19 protein-coding genes and 1 other RNA gene are annotated in these 18,745 nt (G+C 64.6%); 11 read left to right on the forward strand and 9 right to left on the reverse strand.

Annotation, left to right across the window (positions count from 1 at the left end; all coding sequences use genetic code 11):
- The first annotated feature begins 68 nt into the window (after positions 1-68).
- The 6 genes from AC1DPF_RS13520 (at position 69) to AC1DPF_RS13545 (ending at position 4,699) form a co-directional block, all read left to right on the forward strand.
- The gene (locus AC1DPF_RS13520; RefSeq protein ID WP_477961861.1) at positions 69-1,127 is read left to right on the forward strand and encodes a cysteine desulfurase family protein; all 1,059 of its coding nucleotides are present in this window, start codon (positions 69-71) and stop codon (positions 1,125-1,127) included.
- Entirely contained in the window at positions 1,124-2,218 is a 1,095-nt protein-coding gene (locus tag AC1DPF_RS13525; protein ID WP_477961863.1) for a cysteine desulfurase family protein, read from the forward strand. The genes AC1DPF_RS13520 and AC1DPF_RS13525 overlap by 4 nt, the downstream gene beginning before the upstream one ends.
- Positions 2,215-2,550: a 2Fe-2S iron-sulfur cluster-binding protein gene (locus AC1DPF_RS13530; protein WP_477870707.1), complete on the forward strand. Its 336-nt coding sequence runs from the start codon at positions 2,215-2,217 to the stop codon at positions 2,548-2,550. Before AC1DPF_RS13525 ends, AC1DPF_RS13530 begins: the two co-directional genes overlap by 4 nt.
- Before the next feature lie 46 nt (positions 2,551-2,596).
- Positions 2,597-2,694: signal recognition particle sRNA small type (gene ffs, locus AC1DPF_RS13535), an RNA gene on the forward strand.
- A 53-nt stretch (positions 2,695-2,747) separates the two neighbouring features.
- Positions 2,748-4,364: a DNA polymerase III subunit gamma/tau gene (locus AC1DPF_RS13540; RefSeq protein ID WP_477961865.1), complete on the forward strand. Its 1,617-nt coding sequence runs from the start codon at positions 2,748-2,750 to the stop codon at positions 4,362-4,364.
- The gene (locus tag AC1DPF_RS13545) at positions 4,361-4,699 is read left to right on the forward strand and encodes a YbaB/EbfC family nucleoid-associated protein (RefSeq protein ID WP_477870711.1); all 339 of its coding nucleotides are present in this window, start codon (positions 4,361-4,363) and stop codon (positions 4,697-4,699) included. The genes AC1DPF_RS13540 and AC1DPF_RS13545 overlap by 4 nt, the downstream gene beginning before the upstream one ends.
- Positions 4,700-4,743: 44 nt before the next feature.
- On the opposite strand, the gene mtgA is transcribed toward AC1DPF_RS13545, so the two are convergent.
- A complete protein-coding gene (mtgA, locus tag AC1DPF_RS13550) occupies positions 4,744-5,439 on the reverse strand; it encodes a monofunctional biosynthetic peptidoglycan transglycosylase (RefSeq protein WP_477961867.1) in 696 nt (231 codons plus the stop codon).
- A 14-nt stretch (positions 5,440-5,453) separates the two neighbouring features.
- Entirely contained in the window at positions 5,454-6,974 is a 1,521-nt protein-coding gene (locus tag AC1DPF_RS13555) for a hypothetical protein (protein WP_477961869.1), read from the reverse strand.
- 38 nt (positions 6,975-7,012) lie between these two features.
- Here AC1DPF_RS13555 and AC1DPF_RS13560 point away from each other — a divergent pair, with 38 nt between their 5' ends.
- Positions 7,013-7,807 (forward strand): transporter, encoded by a 795-nt coding sequence (locus AC1DPF_RS13560; RefSeq protein WP_477961871.1) that lies wholly within the window; start codon positions 7,013-7,015, stop codon positions 7,805-7,807.
- On the opposite strand, the gene AC1DPF_RS13565 is transcribed toward AC1DPF_RS13560, so the two are convergent.
- From AC1DPF_RS13565 to AC1DPF_RS13580, 4 genes are all read right to left on the reverse strand, one after another.
- Positions 7,778-9,148 (reverse strand): AmpG family muropeptide MFS transporter, encoded by a 1,371-nt coding sequence (locus tag AC1DPF_RS13565; RefSeq protein ID WP_477961873.1) that lies wholly within the window; start codon positions 9,146-9,148, stop codon positions 7,778-7,780. The two genes, AC1DPF_RS13560 and AC1DPF_RS13565, sit on opposite strands and share 30 nt — an antisense overlap.
- The gene (locus AC1DPF_RS13570; RefSeq protein WP_477961875.1) at positions 9,145-9,627 is read right to left on the reverse strand and encodes a hypothetical protein; all 483 of its coding nucleotides are present in this window, start codon (positions 9,625-9,627) and stop codon (positions 9,145-9,147) included. Before AC1DPF_RS13570 ends, AC1DPF_RS13565 begins: the two co-directional genes overlap by 4 nt.
- The gene (locus AC1DPF_RS13575; protein WP_477961877.1) at positions 9,624-9,866 is read right to left on the reverse strand and encodes a hypothetical protein; all 243 of its coding nucleotides are present in this window, start codon (positions 9,864-9,866) and stop codon (positions 9,624-9,626) included. The genes AC1DPF_RS13570 and AC1DPF_RS13575 overlap by 4 nt, the downstream gene beginning before the upstream one ends.
- Before the next feature lie 552 nt (positions 9,867-10,418).
- The gene (locus AC1DPF_RS13580) at positions 10,419-10,895 is read right to left on the reverse strand and encodes a response regulator (protein ID WP_477961879.1); all 477 of its coding nucleotides are present in this window, start codon (positions 10,893-10,895) and stop codon (positions 10,419-10,421) included.
- A 26-nt stretch (positions 10,896-10,921) separates the two neighbouring features.
- Between AC1DPF_RS13580 and AC1DPF_RS13585 the strand changes: the two genes are divergently transcribed.
- Positions 10,922-12,184: a dicarboxylate/amino acid:cation symporter gene (locus AC1DPF_RS13585; protein WP_477870727.1), complete on the forward strand. Its 1,263-nt coding sequence runs from the start codon at positions 10,922-10,924 to the stop codon at positions 12,182-12,184.
- A gap of 11 nt (positions 12,185-12,195) precedes the next feature.
- Here the strand turns inward: AC1DPF_RS13585 and aguB are convergent, their stop codons facing one another.
- The 3 genes from aguB to AC1DPF_RS13600 are packed head-to-tail and all read right to left on the reverse strand — an operon-like array spanning position 12,196 to position 14,387.
- A complete protein-coding gene (gene aguB / locus AC1DPF_RS13590) occupies positions 12,196-13,044 on the reverse strand; it encodes an N-carbamoylputrescine amidase (protein WP_477870729.1) in 849 nt (282 codons plus the stop codon).
- Between the two features lie 9 nt (positions 13,045-13,053).
- On the reverse strand, positions 13,054-13,404 hold the full coding sequence (locus AC1DPF_RS13595) for a DUF3147 family protein (protein ID WP_477870731.1): 351 nt from the start codon (positions 13,402-13,404) through the stop codon (positions 13,054-13,056).
- A complete protein-coding gene (locus tag AC1DPF_RS13600; RefSeq protein WP_477870872.1) occupies positions 13,401-14,387 on the reverse strand; it encodes an agmatine deiminase family protein in 987 nt (328 codons plus the stop codon). The genes AC1DPF_RS13595 and AC1DPF_RS13600 overlap by 4 nt, the downstream gene beginning before the upstream one ends.
- Before the next feature lie 155 nt (positions 14,388-14,542).
- Between AC1DPF_RS13600 and AC1DPF_RS13605 the strand changes: the two genes are divergently transcribed.
- The 3 genes from AC1DPF_RS13605 to AC1DPF_RS13615 are packed head-to-tail and all read left to right on the forward strand — an operon-like array spanning position 14,543 to position 18,576.
- A complete protein-coding gene (locus AC1DPF_RS13605) occupies positions 14,543-15,571 on the forward strand; it encodes an SDR family oxidoreductase (protein ID WP_477870733.1) in 1,029 nt (342 codons plus the stop codon).
- A gap of 30 nt (positions 15,572-15,601) precedes the next feature.
- Positions 15,602-16,891 carry a nucleotide sugar dehydrogenase gene (locus AC1DPF_RS13610; protein WP_477870735.1) on the forward strand — a complete coding sequence of 430 codons (1,290 nt, stop codon included), beginning with the start codon at positions 15,602-15,604 and terminating at the stop codon, positions 16,889-16,891.
- A 2-nt stretch (positions 16,892-16,893) separates the two neighbouring features.
- Positions 16,894-18,576, forward strand: coding sequence for a DUF6311 domain-containing protein (locus AC1DPF_RS13615; protein ID WP_477961880.1), 1,683 nt, complete (start codon positions 16,894-16,896; stop codon positions 18,574-18,576).
- Positions 18,577-18,745: the final 169 nt, after the last annotated feature.

Below are 18,745 nucleotides of genomic sequence, written 5' to 3' on the forward strand. Positions count from 1 at the left end.
GTGCGCGTTCGATCGAACGCCTATATAAGGAGGGGCGCACCGCGCGCAATCAAATGGAGCACAGTGCCTTGGCAACGCCCCGCCTCTACCTCGATCATGCTGCGACCACGCCGCTCCTGCCGGCCGCGCGGTTGGCGATGGCGGATGGGCTGGAGCGCTGGGCGAACCCTTCGTCGCCGCATGCCGAGGGCCGGGCGGCGCGGGCGGCGCTGGAGGATGCCCGGGCGCGGATCGGTCGTGCGCTCGATTTCGAGGGTGCCATAATCTTTACCAGCGGCGCGACCGAGGCGATCGAGATCGTCCTGCGCCGAGCCAAGGCCGGTGCGCGAATAATCTCTGCGGTCGAGCATGATGCCGTGCGGAGGGGCGCCGGCGAGACCCCGCGGATGCCGGCCTCCGGGACCGGGATCATCGATCCCGCCACGCCGCTTCCCGACAGGTCGCTGGTCGCAGTCCAGGCGGTCAACAATGAGACAGGGGTCATCCAGCCGCTTCGCGAGCATGTCGCGGCGGCTCGGGCGGCCGGCGGTTTGTTGCTGGCGGATTGTGCGCAGAGCGCTGGCAAGATGCCGTTGCCCGACGCCGATTTCATCGCGGTGTCGGCGCACAAGCTCGGTGGTCCGCCAGGCATCGGTGCGCTGCTGGTGCGTGACCTTGCGATGCTGGCAGCCTGCGGTGGCCAGGAGCAGGGCTATCGCGGCGGGACGGAAAATCTCCCGGCCATATTGGGTTTCGCGGCCGCGCTGGAGGCGCGTACCGACTGGCTCGATCGTGCGCGCATCCTGCGCGCCCGGCTCGATGCGGCGATCCGCGAGGCGGGTGGCATCGTCGTAGCCGACGGCGCCGAGCGGCTGCCGACTATCGCCAGCTACCGCATGCCGGGTGTCGCCGCGACGGCCCAGCTGATTCGCTTCGATCTTGCCGGCATCGCGGTATCGGCAGGCAGCGCCTGTTCGTCCGGAAGCCTCAAGCCGAGCCACGTCCTAGCCGCCATGGGTTGGGACGAAGCGGCGGCACGCGAAGTGGTGCGGATCAGCTTCGGATCGGATACCATCGAGTCCGATATCGACCGGGTGATCGCCGAATGGAAGGCGATCGAAACTTCGGCACATAGGAGAGCGGCATGATCTATCTCGATTATCAAGCGACGACTCCGCTGGCACCGGAGGTGCGACAGTCGATGCTGCCGTTTCTCGATGACAAGTTCGGCAACCCGCATTCCCCGCACCGCATGGGGCGCGAAGCTGCGGCATCCGTTGAGGTGGCGCGCGAGCAGATCGAGGCGCTTTGCCCGGCTGGCGGGACCATCGGCTTCACCGGCAGCGCGACCGAGGCCCTCAACTGGGCGATCAAGGGCAGCAGCGGGCCGATCGTGACGATCGCCACCGAACATGCCGCGGTGCTGGACAGCGTCCGCGCCGAGGCGCGGCGGGGGCGCGAGATTCGCATCCTGCCGGTCGGGCCGGACGGTGTCGTCGACCTGGACGATGTGCGCGCGGCGATACATCCGGGTACTGGTCTGGTCGCGGCGATGCTCGTCAACAACGAGATCGGCGTGATCCAGCCTGTTGCGGAAATCGCCGATCTGGCGCGGGAAGCGGGGGCGCTGTTCCTGTGCGACGCCGTGCAGGGCTATGGCCGCGTCGACATCCCCGACAATTGCGACATGGTCGCCATCGCCGCTCACAAGATCCACGGACCCAAGGGGATCGGCGCGTTGTGGGTCCGCGACGGCGTTCGCATCGAGCCGCTGCTGCATGGCGGCGGCCAGGAGGCGGTCGGCCGTTCGGGGACGCTGGCGCCGATGCTCTGCGCAGGGTTCGGCGCAGCCGCGGCGCTGATGCAGGATCGCCAGGAGGAGGATGCCGCGCACCTCGACCGGCTGTGGCGGATCGCGACCAGCCGGCTCGGACCCGAGTGGACGATAAACGGCTCCTTCGCGCATCGATATCACGGGAATCTCAACCTGCGCAGCGACGGCGTCGATGCGGCGCGGCTGATCTCCAACGTCCGCGAGCTCGCTTTTTCGGCGGGCTCCGCCTGCGCAAGCGGGTCCGGCCGTCCCAGCCATGTCCTCAAGGCAATCGGCCTTTCCGATGCGGAGGCGCGATCGAGCATCCGGCTCGGCTTCGGCCGTTATACGACCGAGCAGGAGATCGAGCGGGCGACCACATTATTGGTCGACGCCACCGAAAGGCAGCTTATGTGGGCGGTATGACCAGGGTCACGTTCATATCCGCCGACGGCGAGGGCCGCAGCGAAGTCGACGGCGCGCCCGGCACGCGGCTGCTCGAGGTCGCGCAGGCGGACGGCCAGCCGCTCGAAGGCACATGTGAAGGCCAGATGGCCTGCTCGACCTGCCATGTCATCATCGATGCCGCTGATTTTGCCAAGCTGCCGCGCGCGTCGGACATGGAGGAGGATCTGCTCGATCTGGCCAGCCACGTCACCCGAACGTCGCGGCTCGCCTGCCAGATCCACCTGGAAGAGGGGCTCGACCGGCTGACGGTCCGCATGCCTGGCGCGGCGCGGAACATGCAGGGGCGCTGAGGCAGGCGAGCGGCTTGCATCGGCGGCGCGCTTCCCCCATATGCGCCGCGGGAGTCGGGCGGACGATGCCGTCGCCAACCCGGTCAGGTCCGGAAGGAAGCAGCCGCAACGATTTCGTATCGGGTCGTTCCGGCTCCCACCCAGAACCAATGTAAAATTGAAACGACAACCTCAGGGTGACTGGGTAAGCTCTCGCCATGTCCGAATCTCCGCAACCCTATCGCGTTCTCGCGCGCAAATATCGGCCGCAGAATTTCGGTGAGCTGATCGGCCAGGATGCCATGGTGACGACGCTCGGGAACGCGATCCGCCGCGAGCGGCTGGCGCATGCGTTCCTGCTCACCGGCGTGCGCGGTGTCGGCAAGACCTCGACGGCCCGGCTCATCGCCAAGGCGCTAAACTGCATTGGCGCGGATGGGCAGGGTGGGCCGACCATCGACCCCTGCGGCGTCTGCGAGCCATGCATCGCGATCGCCGAGGGACGGCATATCGACGTCGTTGAGATGGATGCGGCCAGCCACACCGGCATCGACGACGTGCGCGAGATCATCGAGGCGGTGCGCTATGCCTCGGTTTCGGCGCGCTACAAGATCTACATCATCGACGAAGTCCATATGCTGTCGAAGCCGGCCTTCAACGGGTTGCTCAAGACGCTCGAGGAACCGCCCGCCCATGTGAAGTTCCTGTTCGCCACGACCGAGGTGAACAAGGTGCCGATCACGGTATTGTCGCGCTGCCAGCGCTTCGACCTTCGGCGAATCTCCGCGGACAAGCTCGCTGCGCACTTCGCGACGGTTGTCGAGGCGGAAGGCGTCGAGGCCGAAGCCGAGGCGCTCGCGCTCATCGCCCGCGCCGCCGAAGGCTCGGCGCGCGACGGCCTGTCGATCCTCGACCAGGCGATTGCGCATGGCTCCGGCAAGGTGGAGGCGGCGCAGGTGCGCGACATGCTTGGCCTGTCCGACAGGGGCGCGATCCGGCGGCTGTTCGGCGAGATGCTCAAGGGCGATGCAGCGGCGGTGCTCGCAGGGATTCGCAGCCAGCACGAACTGGGGGTCGAGCCGGCGGCAATGCTGCACGGCCTGCTCGAGACCTGCCACGGCGTCACTCGCGCCAAGGTCGCCGGCACCGATGATCCGGCCCTTTCGGTCGAGGAGCGCGAAGCCTATGCGGAATGGGCCGGCAAGCTCGGCTTTGCGACCTTGCACCGGCTCTGGCAGTTGCTGCTCAAGGGCCATGGCGAGGTGCAGACGGCAACCATGCCGATCGAGGCGGCGGAAATGGCGCTGCTACGCGTCGTCCACGCCAGCCAGCTTCCCGATCCGGGTGAACTCGCGCGAAAGCTCGCCGCCGGCGAGCTGACCATGGGCACCGCCCCTGCGCCACCGGTCGTGCCCGCGCCACAGGCCGCACCCGTTCAGGCGGCGCTGCCGCCGATCATGTTGCCGGCTACGCCCGAGGAATTGCACGCGCTGCTCGAACCCAAGGCTGCGCTGCTCGCGCTTCAGTTCCACGATCATGCCCGGGTGGCCAAGCTTGCCGGCACGGAATTGCTGATCGCTGAAACCGAAAAGCTGAAGCCGGAGTTCTTCACCAATCTGGTCGCCGCGCTGAAGGATCTGACTGGCGAGCGCTGGACGGTCGGCACGGTTCGTGCGGGCGGTGCGCCTTCGATGCGCGACCGGGAACTTGCAGAGGAGGATGCCGCGAGGGCAGCCATTCTTGATTCCGCGCTCGTGAGGGCTGCTCGCGAGGCCTTCCCCGATGCCGAACTGATCGGCTACAGCGCGCGCCAACCACGGAGTCTCGCATCATGAAAAGTCTCGAGGAAATGATCGCCGCCGCTCAGAACGCGGCCCAGACGATCCAGGCGCAGATGGAGGAGGCCCAGGCCGGCCTCGACAAGCTCGAAGTGGAGGGCGCGGCCGGCGGCGGGCTGGTCAAGATCCGCGCGACTGCCAAGGGCCGGATCCTCGGCGTATCGATTGATGATTCGCTGATGGTCGCGTCCGAAAAGCAGATGCTCGAAGACCTGATCGCCGCCGCCCTCAACGACTGCCGCGGCAAAGCCGACGCGGCATCCAATGCAGAGATGCAGAAGATGACCCAAGGCCTGCCGCTGCCGGCCGGATTCAAGCTGCCGTTCAGCTGAGGCCGGCGGCGTCTACGAGGCGGGCTCGGATCAGGGGCGGAAGCTCACCTCAGGCAGCTGTCGAGTCCGTAGCGCCGCACCTGGCCTAGTCTGCGTTGGATCATATTGCCGTAGCGGCGGGTGAAACCGCTCGGCGCAACCGCCTCGCGCTTCTTTGGAAGCGGCAGCACCGCCGCAATGCGCGCGGCTTCCGCACGGCTGAGCCGCGATGCATCATGATGGAAATAGCGCATCGCTCCCGCATTGGCGCCATAGGTGCCGAGGCCGGTTTCCGCGACGTTGAGATAGACTTCCATGATCCGCTGCTTCGGCCATAGCGTCTCGATCAACAGGGTGAACCAGGCCTCGAGGGCTTTGCGCAGATAGCCGCCATTCTGCCACAGAAAGGCATTTTTTGCGGTCTGCTGGCTGATCGTGGAGCCGCCCCTGATCCGCCGCTCGCCTTGCAGATTGCTTTTGAGAGCGTTCTGCATCGCCTTGAAATCGAAACCGTGATGGCTGCAAAAATTGCCGTCCTCGGCGGCGATTGCGGCGCGCGCCATGTCGGGCGCTATCTCATCCAGCGGCATCCAGTCCTTGGCGATGCCGCGTCCGTCGATCGCATTCGACAGCATCGTGACGGTGACTGGCGGCGGCACGAAGCGATAGAGTCCGACCCAGATGATCGAACCGATGACGAAGATGAGAAGGGCGCGGAGCAGCCAGCGTGTGGCGCGGCGGGCGAAGGTCTGTCGTGTCATGGCGCCAGCAGATATCAGCGGTCGGCGCGGACGATAAGTCCCGTGCTGGTGCGGATCACGCTCAATCGCATGGCTTCGAGGCCGTTGAGCCCGGCCGACTGCAGCGCGAGGCCGGGCTTGACGGTCTTGTGCGGCACCTGCTCGATCCACAGCAGCGTTGGGCATGCATTCGGTACAGCCGTTGACGGCGTGCCGGGGGATAGCAGGATTGGCGTAAAGCCATGCGCGCTGCCGAGGCGCTTATAGCCCAGCGCGAACACCGGCTCCTCGCGCTGGGCGGCGCGCGAATGACTGCCATCGTCGAGGCGCCAGCCCGATGCGGCATAGACCTTCGCCGCTGGGCAGCTGTCGACGATCCGGGCGATTTTCTTCGCTCCGGCCTGCCAGCCGCCATCGATGCCTATGAGCGCCAGGCCGACGAGGCTCGACAGTACCGCCACCGCTGCCAATACCGTCATCCACAAGCGCCGATCGGCGATCCTCGCTCCCGCCGATGCCATCAGGGCAGCTGTGAGAACGGCGATGTCGGCGGTGTTGCTGGCGGTGATGAGCCGACGCTGGGCGTCGATCTGGCTGATCGCGACAAGGGCCGCGGCCAGCGCCGCGCCGGTCAGGATGGCGAAGGCGGAGTCTTCCTTGGTCCAGCCCAGCCGTCCCAGCCAGGCGCCGGCGATCGCGATGGGATTATGGAGGATCGTCCCCGCGATCAGTGCAGCCAGGATCGCGCTTGAGGATCCTTCGCCCATCTCGATCCAGTTCTGGTAGAGATCGAAGCTCTCCTTCCAGGCGGGCGCCTGCCAGGAAATCATATAGACGACGGCAGCGATCGACAGGATGAGGGCGAGCAGCAGCATACGCGCCCAGCGCCGCAGGCCGCGCGCGATCGCGGCAAGCATGGTCGCCATCGCCAGCACGCCGCCGAACAGGGCGCCGCCATAATCGAGGGTGATTGCGGCGATCGTGGCGACGATGCCGAGCACTGCAAGCGGGCCATCGCGCCGGCTGGTATAATCCTGCTGGACGAAAAGGATATGCCGGGTCAGCACGATCTGCACCGCAAAGGCGGCAAGTTGCCAGAAATCGCCGCGGTAGATGCCGAAGGCCCTGATCGTGGCGGGTGCCGAGAGCATCAACAGCAGGAAGAGCGCGTAGAACGGCGCCTGACCGGGCAGGCGTTTCGCGAAGAGGCGGGCGGCGTAGCCGAGCAACAGCAGCACCGGCAGATTCGAGGCGAGCCGGGCAATGGGGACCGAGCTGAAACCGACGGTCGACAACAGGGTGGCCCAGCCATCGAACAGCGGCGGCCTTATGTCCTGAATCCAGCGTTGCTCGATAAGACGGGTCGGGCCGATGGTGGGATCGGACAGGTAGAGCGTCCAATAGTCGTCGAGAGACGGGCCGGTCAGCAATGCCGAGGAAACGAGCGCAAGCATGACGATCGCGAGCGCGATCGTCGCAATATTCCTGATCGCCCGCGTCCCCCGGCGCGCTTGCCCATCCCCCATCATGTCGCGCATCGTAACAGCGCGATCCACCGCTGTCAGTGGTGCTCGTCACAGGATAGGGAATTGCCATGTTCGCACGCATCTTTGCCGGGTCGATCCTGCTTTGGCTGTCGGTCCCGGCCGCGGCCGAGCTGCGCGACTATTGTCCCGACCGGCCTGGGCTCGGTACGCCCGCCTGTACGGTCGACCGCGGGCATGCCTCGATCGAGGTCGGCTTGGCGGACTGGACGCTCCAGCGCGATGATGCGCAGAGAAGCGATCGGCTGATATTCGGCGATGTGCTGCTCCGCTACGGCGTGGACGACAGGACGGAGGTCCAGCTGGGCTGGACCAGTTTCGGGCACGAAGTGGACCGGGATCGGCTGACCGGCCTGCGTGCCCGGCGCAGCGGCATTGGCGATGCAAGCATCGCCCTGCGCCGGAACCTGCACAATCCGGACGGCTCCGGCTTTTCGGCGGCGTTGATGCCTTTTGCGTCCCTTCCGACCGGGCGCCAGCCGATTGGTGCGGGGGACTGGGCAGCGGGCCTGCGGGTTCCGATCTCCTATGAATTGGACGACAGGTTCAGCCTGTCCCTGACTCCCGAGGTCGATGCGGCTGCCGACGAAGACGGCGATGGCCGCCATCTCGCTTATGGGGCGGTGGCCGGCATCGCGGCGAAGCTCTCTGAGAACATCGCGGCAACCGTCGAATATGAAGCCACGCGAGATCGTGATCCCGGCGGTCATGCGACCGAGCAGCTTGCCGGTGTATCGCTAGGATGGCTTCCGCGCGGGGATATGCAGCTCGACATCGGTGCCAATGCCGGGCTGCGGCATGCCGCGGACGTCGAGCTATATTTCGGCGTGTCGCGGCGATTCTGAGCCTGGCTCGGAGGCGGGTTGTTCTTCCCCTGCGCTGCCGATCGACTCGTCGATCAGCCCGGCGCGCATCATCAGCCAGAAGAGGGCAATGCCGGGCAGCGCCGCGACCGTGGTGATCAGGTAGAAGTTCACATAGCCTATCGACTCCAGCATCACGCCGGCGGTGGTGCCGGTAAGGATCCGCCCGACGACACTCGCCGCGGCGGAGATCAGCGCATATTGCGCCGCGGTGAAGCGCAGGTCGCACAGCGCCGAGAAATAGGCGACGATGCAGACTCCGCCGATCCCGCTCGCGATATTCTCGAAGCCGATTGCGCCCGCCATCGCCCAGTTGCTGTGCCCTACAGCCGCCAGCGCCGCGAAGCTGAGGTTCGAGACTGCCATCAGCCACAGGCTGACCAGCACCGACCGCTTCATGCCGAGGCGAGAATAGAAGATGCCACCAATGAAGATGCCGATCAGATAAGCCCAGAAACCGAAGCCCACATCGTAGATGGCGATCTCGTCATTGGTATAGCCGAGGCTGTCGAACAGCAGCCGGAAGGTGAGGTTCGCGAGCGTGTCACCGATCTTGTGGAGCAGGATGAACAGCAGCACGAGGGCGGCACCGCGCCGCCGGAAAAATTCGAGCAGCGGCCCGACGATCGAGGCCAGGACCTCGCTGCGCGTCCGCCGCATGGCCGGCTCGCGATGGCGTTCGGGCTCGCCCATGACCAGCGCCGCAATCATCGCCGGCAGCGCGAAGGCGGCGCAGGCCATATAGGCAATGTTCCAGCCGGCGCGGCCGGCCAGCACCAGGGCCAGCGCGCCCGCCGCGGTCGAACCGATCCGCCAGCCATATTGCGACATGCCCGCGCCCACGCCGAGCTGGCGCGCTTCGAGCAGTTCGATCCGATAGGCGTCGATGATGATGTCGAACGTCGCACCCGCTGCGCCTACCAGGATCGCGGCGATCACAGTCTGCGACAGGCTGGCCCTGGGGTCGACCAGCCCGAGATTCCACACCGCGGCGATCACCAGCGCGCCGATCACCAGCATCCACGAGACGCGCTGCCCCAGCCGGCCGACGACAGGAAGCCGCACGCCATCGACGATCCAGGCCCAGAGGAATTTGAGGTTGTAGACGAGGAAGGCGAGGGTGAAGGCGGTCACCACCTTCTTGTCGATCCCATCCTGCGCGAGCCGCGTCGTCAGCGTCGCGCCGATCATCGCATAGGGGAAGCCCGAGCTGATGCCGAGGAACAGCGCCGCGAGCGGTGCCGGCTCGGTATAGGGCCTAATGGCCGCGATGATGCTCTTTTCCCCAACGGCACCGCCGTCATTCGCTGCTGCACTGTTCATGGGTCGAGCATAGCGTGGCGTTCCCAGGAGAAAAGAGGTGGCGTCTTATCGCCGGATGCACGCGCCACGTAAGCGGTGCAGAGCTCGGTCCGGATGTCCGGCTGCAAAAAAGGGCCAGTGCCCGCGCAGACCTGTTGCTGGCTCTTCAAGACGAAGCTCGGCGTCATCCGCTTTACGATCTTGCTGATCGGAATTTCGCAATCGCAGTCATCCGGACTGCAGAAGTCTTTCGGGTCGAGAATGACGGGATCAAGGTGATCCCGGGTTGCTACAAAGATGGCATCATGGGTCTTCCAACAGTTCCTGCTTCCAAAATAAAGGCCTGGGGTGATTTTCTCTAATTGGACCGGCGTAGGGAAATCTCGCCCGTGTAGGTCCATCAGGACGCTTTCATTGGTGTCATTCGGTGCGATCACCGGCATATCATCGCAGCCAGTCAGCAAGAACGGCAGTAGCAGGAGCGCGCGCAGCTTTCTCACTTATGGCTGGCCTTTTCGCGACGTTTCCATTCGCTGAAATCATCGGCCTCCTGTTCATAGGGATTTCGCTCACCTGTCAGACGCTGTCGAACGAGATAGCGAATATAATCTGCAACGAAGGTCGGGTGATAATATTGATAACTATGGCCATTTTCATGCTCGGCCGTGGTCGCGGAAGTATCCTTCTCGTCGTAGCGTTTGTTGAGATCGCCCGCCTGACTTCCCGGCCCATGGAGCACAGCATTGCCAAGCGAAATGCGCGGTTCTTCTCGCCGAGATAGCCGCTTTCAAATTGAATGCAGTTGTCCTGTACCGAAACGCCAGCGCGCTTGTCGCCCATTGCGTTCGCCAGCAAGACATTGCCGCCTCCAACCAGACTGCCGGCTACCGTAAAGGGAGAGGCGTAAACCTTCCCCATAGCATCGGTGAAGCGAGAGCGCAGGCTTCATCGAGGTGACGCGGTTGGCACGATCCGTCCAGTCGGAACGGGGGTCTCTCGGTTCCGTCTTCAGAAGGGAAGGCCCTGCTGCCGGTCTGCGGGATTGACCAAAAAGCGCGTGCAGCATGCGATCGACCGCTGGATCGGGATGTGATCGGGGTGGACTGTCAAATCGCGGGAAGGAATATTTTCCGAGCACCTGTCGATTTCGTGGTGGTGCGGATTTTTGATCGGCCATGCTCAACTTTTCCCTTCTCCGAACATCGTGGGGAATTGTTGGTCCGCTAACCGGAAACATGATCCATGGCAAGAACAAAAGCGGAACATTACAGCAATCGCTTCGCCGACCTCTTCACCCGTACAGCGTCAGAACCTTCGGCACCCGCTTGGGCTTGTCGCCGTCGAGATGGGCCGCCACCGCCTCGATCGCGAGCTTGAGGTCTTTCTGAGTGTAAGGCTTGGCGATGCAGCCGACCGCGATCTCCCGCGCGTCGATCGGGCAGGTTGCGGTGACGAACAACAGCGGGATGCCGGCTGCCCGCGCCGTCAGCGCGACATCGCGCCCGTCGCTGCCGTTGAGCTTCACGTCGCATAATATGAGGTCGATGCCGCCTTCGGCGATCAGCGCCTGCGCCGCCGTCGCATTGTCGATCGTCGCGATCACCGTATAGCCATGGGTCGTCAGGAAATGTTCGTTGTCGAAAGCGACCAGCGGCTCGTCCTCGACGATCAGCAGCTTTTCGATCCTGCGCTCTCCTCGCCCGAACAGCATCGCCTCTCCCCATCCGCGCGGCCGGCACTTGACCGCGCCCCGCTTTGGCCCGACCACGATCGATATCTTGTTCGGAGACGCCCGTGGCCAAGCGCCTCACCCTCTACATATTGTTCGCGATGATCGCCGGTATCGCGGTGGGCATTACGCTCAACGCGATGATCGCCGATCCCGCTACCCTGACAAACGTCACGGGTTATATTTCGATCCTTACCGATGTGTTCCTGCGACTGATCAAGATGATCATTGCGCCGCTCGTATTCGCCACGCTGGTTTCGGGCATAGCGCATATGGGCGACACGGCCGCTCTCGGCCGCGTTGGCGCGCGCTCGATCGGCTGGTTCCTGGGCGCGAGCCTGTTGTCGCTGACGCTCGGGCTGATCATGGTCAACCTGCTGCAACCGGGCCTCGGCGCCGATCTGGTGCTGCCGCCGGCAAACGCCAGCGCCGGGCTCGCCCAGACCGATTTTTCGCTCAAGGATTTCGTCACCCATCTGGTGCCCAAAAGCTTCTTCGAGGCGATGGCGAACAATGAAATCCTGCAGATCGTGGTCTTCTCAGTCTTTACGGGCGTCGCCATCACCGCGATCGGCGAACGCGGTGCGCCGCTGCTGCGCGGGATCGAGGCGCTGGCGCAGGTGATGCTCCAGATCACCGACTATGTGATGCGCTTCGCCCCCTTCGCGGTGTTCGCGGCGGTCACCACCGCGCTCGCCGAACAGGGCCCGATGATCCTGATCAGCTTCGGTAAGTTCATGGGCAGCTTCTACCTGGCCATGATCACGCTGTGGATCATCCTGCTGGGCCTGTGCTTCCTGTTCGTCGGCGGGCGATCGAAGCTGCTGATCCGCTATATCCGCGAACCGATCCTGCTCGCTTTCAGCACGGCCTCGTCGGAGGCTGCGTTCCCGCGCACGCTGGAGGCGCTCGACCGCTTCGGCGTGCCGCGGCGGATTGCCAGCTTCGTGCTGCCGCTCGGCTATTCGTTCAATCTCGACGGGTCGATGATCTACTGCACCTTCGCGACGATGTTCATCGCCCAGGCTTATGGCATCGAACTCACGATCGGGCACCAGATCACCATGCTGCTGATCCTGATGGTGACGTCGAAAGGCATGGCCGGCGTACCGCGCGCCAGCCTTGTGGTGATCGCCTCGACGCTCGCCTTCTTCAACATTCCCGAAGGCGGGTTGCTGCTGATCCTGGCGGTCGATCACTTCCTCGACATGGGCCGCTCGGCCACCAACGTCGTGGGTAATGCGGTCGCCAGCGTTATCGTGGCGAAATGGGAAGGCGGACTCGACATGGTGGAGCCCGCCGAGATCGAACCGCCCCACGCACCCTGAACGGCGTGCTTTCAGATATCCTGCGTCAACCGGCCATATAGTTCGGGCCGCCTGTCGCGGAAGAAGCCGAAGGCTGCGCGATGCCGCTTGGCGAGATCGATGTCGAGCGTCGCCACCAACGCGCCGGTCTCCTCGCGGCCATATTCGGCAAGCAGGTCTCCGCGCTCGTCGCAGATGAAGCTGTGGCCGTAAAAGGTCTGTCCGTTCTCGGTGCCGATCCGGTTCGCGGCGACGATGGGCACGACGTTGGACACGGCATGGCCGATCATCGCGCGGCGCCACAGCCGGCTGGTATCGAGATCGGGATCATGCGGTTCGTTGCCGATCGCGGTCGGGTAGAACAGGACCTCGGCGCCCATCAGCATCATCGCGCGTGCGGTTTCCGGATACCATTGGTCCCAGCAGATGCCGATACCCAGCGTCGTGCCCTGCGCCGGCCACACCTTGAAGCCGCTATTGCCGGGGCGGAAATAGAATTTCTCCTCATAGCCCGGGCCATCGGGGATATGGCTCTTGCGATAGACACCCATGATCCGGCCATCAGGATCGATCATCGCCAGGCTGTTATAATGGTGCGGCCCATCGGCTTCGAAAAAGCTCGTCGGGATATGGATCTTCAGCTCCGCCGCCAGCGCCTGCATCGCGATGACGGATTTGTGCCCGGTGGTGGGCCGGGCGCGGGCGAACAGCCCTTCGTCCTCGACCTGGCAGAAATAATGGCCTTCGAACAGTTCGGGCGGCAGCACGACCTTCGCGCCGCGTTTCGCGGCATCGCGGACGAGCTTCGATACCTCGGCGATGTTCGCATCGATGTCGTCGCTCAAGGCGAGCTGCAGCGCGGCGACGGTGATCTCGGTCATCTCATTTCCTTACAAGCGGACGCCGAAGCGCGCCGCGATGACGACGGTCAGCAGATAGAGAAGCATCGTCAGGACGCAACCAGCGGCCAGCGAAAGCCAGAACGAACTGCCATGGCGGAGCATCCATGGCATCAGGAGGAACATCGGCATCGACGGCACTATGTACCAGAAAGTCGCCTTGGCCTGCTCGGCCAAGCGGGACGCGTCATGCGTGTCATGCCAAAGCCATATCATCGCGAACACCGAGATCAGGGGCAGCGAGGCTATCAGCGCGCCCGCTGCGGGATTCCGGCGGGCGACAAGCGCGACCGACGCTATGATCAGCCCCGACAGCGCTGCGCGGATCAGGAGGGTGGTCATGCCGCGGGGATTTGCTGGCTGATGCAATGGAAGCTGCCGCCGCCGGTCAGGATATGATCGGCGCGGAAGCCCACGACGCTGCGCGTCGGAAACAGCCCGGCGATGGCTTCGACCGCGGCATCGTCATTGGCGGCGCCATAGAGCGGCACGACGACCGTCGCATTGCCGATGTAGAAGTTCATGTAGGACGCCGGGATGATCTCGCCGTCGCGCTCGACCGCGCCAGGCGAGGGGATCGCGATCACCCGCAGTCCGAACGCCTCGGCGCGGGTCTTTGCATCGACATAGACGGCGGCATTGGGATCGTCGGCGCCGGCCGGCACGGGAATCGCGACGACGCCCTCGGCGACGAAGCGCGCAAGATTGTCGATATGGCCATCGGTATGGTCATTGGCGAGCCCGTCTCCCAGCCATAGCAGCCGGTCGACGCCGAGCCCTTCTGCAAGCCGCGTCTCGATCGCGGCCTTGTCGAGGCCGGGGTTGCGGTTCGGGTTGAGCAGGCACTGCTCGGTCGTCACGCCCAGGCCGCTGCCGTCGATATCGATCGCGCCACCTTCGAAGATCCAGTCGCCGCGGCGAAGTGCGTGGCCCGATCGCGCTGCGAGCCGGGCGCCGATGCTCTCGTCGCCGGCCAGCTGATATTTGCCCCCCCACCAGTTGAAGCCGAAATCGGTCGCGGCGCGTCCGCGCGGCCCGGTAACGATGATCGGCGCGGTATCGCGCAACCAGATATCGCCGAAAGGCTCGATGATCACATCGGCCGCTTCCCCGACCAGTTCTCGGGCGCGATCGGCCGACGCCGCGTCCGCGGCCACCAGGATGACCCGCTCGCCCCGCCCGCCGGCATGGACGGCGCGGGCAAACTCGATAACCTCGCCCCGCGCAGGCTCGAGATCGTCCTCCCAAAGTTCGGGATGGCTGGGGAAGCCGATCCAGACGGCTTCGTGCGGGGTCCATTCGGCGGGTTGGCGATAGTCGGTCATGCGCGCCAGATAGCTACCGCGCATGACGGATCAAAGGACGATTTGTCGCGAAGCCGCGATATCGCTGGCTGCCGGGGCGAAAACCGGCCTTTGCCGGGCGCCTCAAGGGTCGATGACCAATTCCCGTACTCCGAAAGTTCGGCTACGCCGTGGTCATGACGATGGATCTCCAGCAGGCGCTTGCGTCGCGTTCCGCGCAGTGGCTCGTGACCGGGGCGGCTGGTTTCATTGGGTCTCACCTCGTAGAAACCTTGCTCGGGGCCGGGCAGAAGGTGCGTGCGCTCGATAATTTCGCGACAGGGCATCGCAGCAACCTCCGAGATGTCCAAGACCGGGTCGGCGCAGCGGCATGGACCGATTTCGACTTCATCGAAGGCGACATTCGCGATCGCGCAACTTGCGCGCGCGCTGTCGACGGCGTCGATCATGTCCTCCACCAGGCGGCTCTCGGCTCGGTTCCGCGTTCGCTGGCGGATCCGCTGACCACGCACGACGTCAACGCCACCGGCTTCGTCAACATGCTCGATGCCGCGCGGCTCGGCGGGGTGAAGCGCTTCGTCTATGCCTCGTCGAGTTCGGTCTATGGCGACGAGCCGAACCTTCCCAAGGTGGAGGATCGGCTCGGGCGGGTGCTGTCACCCTATGCGCTGACCAAGCTCAACAACGAACTCCACGCCCAGGTCTATCGGCGGGCTTATGGATTCGGCTCGGTGGGCCTGCGCTATTTCAACGTCTTCGGGCCGCGGCAGGATCCGAATGGCGCCTATGCCGCGGTTATTCCCCGCTGGACCGCCGCGATGATCGCGGGCGACGATGTCGTCATCAACGGCGACGGGGAGACGAGCCGCGATTTCTGCTATGTCGCCAATGCGGTCCAGGCCAATGTGCGAAGCGCATTGTTCGGACCGGTCGGCGAAGCGGCGCTCCTGAACGTCGCGGTCGGAGAGCGGACCAGCCTCAACCAGTTGTTCGGATATTTGCGCGATGGGCTGGCCGAGCGCGGCGTGGGCTATGATCGCGCGCCGGTCCATGCGGCATTTCGGGCCGGCGATGTCCGGCATTCGCTGGCCGATACGAGTGCCGCCCGGGAAATGATCGGCTACCAGCCCAGCCATGGCATCGCCGAAGGTTTAGCCGAGGCATTGCCTTGGTATATGCAGACCGCCACAGTGGGCGCGCCATAGCCGGGCTTGGCGAGCGGGGGACGAAGGCTTGTGAGTAGCGAAGAGCGCGTAAAGGGCGGCAGCCGCGTTGCGGTAATTGGTCTGGGCTATGTCGGCCTGCCGTTGGCGGTGGCGCTGGCTCGCCATTTTTCCGCCGTCGGCATCGACATCGACGATGGTCGGGTCGGCGAATTGCGCAGCGGGCATGATCGCACCAATGAGTTGACCGGCGAACAGCTGGCGGCATCGTCGCTCGAACTGTCGACCGATATCGAGGCAGCGGCGGATGCGGACGTGTTCATCGTCACCGTGCCGACGCCCGTCGATCACGCCAACCGGCCCGATCTCGGCCCGGTGATGTCGGCGACGCGCAGCCTGTCGAAGGTGTTGAAGCCGGGCAGGGGCACGATCATCGTCTACGAGAGTACCGTCTATCCAGGCGTGACCGAGGATCTGTGCGGTCCGGAGATCGAGAAGCTGGCGGGGCTCAAGCGCGGTGTCGACTTCTTCCTCGGCTACAGCCCCGAGCGGATCAATCCCGGCGACCGCGAGCATACCGTCGATCGCATCACCAAGGTGGTCGCGGGCGAAAATCCGGAGGTGCTCGACAAGCTCTGCGCAATCTATGGGGCCGTGACCACCGGCGGCACCTTCCGCGCAGCGTCGATCAAGGTCGCCGAGGCGGCCAAGGTGATCGAGAATGCGCAGCGCGACATCAACATCGCCTTCGTCAACGAGATCACCCAGATCTTCGGCAAGATCGACATCTCGATCTGGGATGTGCTCGCCGCGGCCGGCACCAAGTGGAATTTCCTGCGCTTCGTGCCGGGGCTGGTCGGCGGGCACTGCATTGGCGTCGATCCTTATTATCTGAGCTATCTGGCGCAGCAGCTCGGCCATTATCCGCGTGTCATCCTTGCGGGCCGCGGCATCAACGACGGCATGGGCGCCTGGATAGCCGATCAGATCCACGAACGGATCGGCAACGGCTCACGGGTGCTAATGCTGGGCCTGACCTTCAAGGAGAATGTGCCCGACCTGCGCAACTCGCGGGTGATCGACGTGGTGCGCCGGTTGGAATGGCTGCGCCACGAGGTCGTGATCCACGACCCACTCGCCGATCCCGCCGAGGCCGAGCATGAATATGGCGTGACGCTCGCCGGCGATGCGCTGGATGGCCGCTACGATGTGGTTGTCGGGGCGGTATCGCACGCTGCCTATGCCGGCCTGCCGGCGGCGACGCTGGCCGGTCTCGTGAACGACGGCGGGCTGGTTGCGGATCTCAAGGGGATGTGGAGCGGCCTCGACCTTCCCGAGCCCGTGCGGCGCTGGTCGCTCTGATCTTGGCCCGCCGCGCCGAGCTTGGCCTAACTCTGCTGTTCGGGCTCGCCGCATTCCTGCTTGTTGTCGGTCCGGCGCCGCTCGATCCCACCAATATCGCCTGGCTGTCCGAGAGCGATGCCGCGACCAACTATCTGGGCTGGGCATTTTATCGGGCAGCCCCGTGGAGTTGGCCACCCGCCGCGAACCCGGCCTATGGGCTCGATATCGCTGGCAGCGTGATGATGGCGGATGCCAACCCGCTGCTGGCGATGCCGTTCAAGCTGCTATCGTCGCTGCTGCCGACGCCGTTCCAATATTTCGGATTGTGGCTGCTTGCCTGCTTTCTGCTTCAGGCGACGTTCGGTCACGCCATTGCCGCGCGGTTCAGCGGATATGTCGAACAAAGGCTTGCGGTTACTGTGCTTTTCCTGTTCGCTCCATGCTTCCTGATCCGCATCGCCACGCCGGCCATGTTTCATATGACATTGTGCGGGCAATGGCAGATACTGGCAGCATTGTGGCTTTATCTGTCGCCCGATTTACCGCGCCGCGCGGTGAAGTGGACAACGCTTCTCACCTTGTCGGTGCTGACCCATCCCTATCTGCTGGCGGCTGTGGCGCTGATCTGGCTGGCCGATCTTTTCCGCCTCCTGCTCGCGCGAGCCCGGCCAACGAACTGGGTCCTGATTGAAAGCGCGATAGCGTTGTTCGCTATGGTCGCCGCCGCGAAATTGTCCGGAGTCTTCTGGCTGGCACGGCCGGCGAATGCCGTTGCGCAGACAGCGACCGGGCGGCTCGACCTGAGGAGCTATGGGGAATGGGGCTTCGGCTATTACAAGGCCAATCTTCTCTCGCCGTTCGACCCCGAGAACTGGTCGTGGTTGCTGCCCGATTTGCCCTCCAATCCCGGCGAAATCGAAGGCTTTGCCTTTCTGGGCCTCGGCGTGCTGCTGCTGCTCGCCACGGCCATCCCCCTTGCGCGGCAGGCATGGCTTGAATCACGGAATGCCCGCGAGCATGTGCCGCTAGTTCTTGGCCTTGCTGGACTGATGCTGTTCGCGGTGACGCCGAATGTCGCGGTCGGCACGCACGTCTTGCATGTGCCGTGGCCGGCACCGCTGCTTGGCATCGGCAATCTGTTCCGCAGCAGCGGGCGTTTTGTCTGGCCGCTGGTTTATTGTGCCATGGCGGTCATCTGCTGGACAGTTGCGCGAGGCTTGGGCCGGCGCGCTGGTTCGGCGCTGCTTCTTGCCGCGGCGCTGCTTCAGATCGCCGATAGCAGCGCCGGCTGGCGCGCTTACGCCACGACCTTCGCGCGTCATGGCCGACATTGGCCCACTGCTCTTACCTCTTCATTCTGGCGCTCTGCAGGCCATCGCTACACATCGGTGAGGCTGATCGTCCCGCGCAACCGCTTTCCGGACTATCGCGAGGTTGATAACTGGGCGCTTGCGAACGGCATGACGACAGACCTTGTTTACCTGGCGCGCTATGACGCCGCGGCGCTGGAAGCGGTTACGCGCCAGCGAGTATCCGAATTGCGCCATGGCAGGCTCTCGCCCGACACTCTGTGGATCACCGACGGTGTCGCTGCCGATGCCCTTGCGCGGATGCCACGGCGGATCGGTGACCGGATAGGCATCATCGACGGCATCCCGATCTTTGCACCTGCATTCGGGGACGAAGCCAGCCTTCAGGACTGAGGCGCGCGCCCTGGGCGATGCCGTCCTCATGTTCTCGCTAAAGGCCCGATCACGTCGCGACAGTAACGACCGGCTACCGCAATTTCGCGGAGCGGGCGCCGCTGGTATTGTTGCAGGATTACGGACTACCCCGTGCGAGCGCTGGCCTCGTGATGTCCAGCGGCTATCC

The organism is Rhizorhabdus sp. P4_G6, assembly GCF_056401045.1.

Bases quoted from the DNA above. Each gene is read 5' to 3' on its own strand.
- AC1DPF_RS13565 (WP_477961873.1), bottom strand. From the start codon at position 9,148: ATGAACAGTGCAGCAGCGAATGACGGCGGTGCCGTTGGGGAAAAGAGC.
- AC1DPF_RS13595 (WP_477870731.1), bottom strand. From the start codon at position 13,404: ATGACCACCCTCCTGATCCGCGCAGCGCTGTCGGGGCTGATCATAGCG.
- AC1DPF_RS13545 (WP_477870711.1), top strand. From the start codon at position 4,361: ATGAAAAGTCTCGAGGAAATGATCGCCGCCGCTCAGAACGCGGCCCAG.
- AC1DPF_RS13540 (WP_477961865.1), top strand. From the start codon at position 2,748: ATGTCCGAATCTCCGCAACCCTATCGCGTTCTCGCGCGCAAATATCGG.
- mtgA (WP_477961867.1), bottom strand. From the start codon at position 5,439: ATGACACGACAGACCTTCGCCCGCCGCGCCACACGCTGGCTGCTCCGC.
- AC1DPF_RS13600 (WP_477870872.1), bottom strand. From the start codon at position 14,387: ATGACCGACTATCGCCAACCCGCCGAATGGACCCCGCACGAAGCCGTC.
- aguB (WP_477870729.1), bottom strand. From the start codon at position 13,044: ATGACCGAGATCACCGTCGCCGCGCTGCAGCTCGCCTTGAGCGACGAC.
- AC1DPF_RS13530 (WP_477870707.1), top strand. From the start codon at position 2,215: ATGACCAGGGTCACGTTCATATCCGCCGACGGCGAGGGCCGCAGCGAA.
- AC1DPF_RS13525 (WP_477961863.1), top strand. From the start codon at position 1,124: ATGATCTATCTCGATTATCAAGCGACGACTCCGCTGGCACCGGAGGTG.
- AC1DPF_RS13605 (WP_477870733.1), top strand. From the start codon at position 14,543: ATGACGATGGATCTCCAGCAGGCGCTTGCGTCGCGTTCCGCGCAGTGG.
- AC1DPF_RS13560 (WP_477961871.1), top strand. From the start codon at position 7,013: ATGTTCGCACGCATCTTTGCCGGGTCGATCCTGCTTTGGCTGTCGGTC.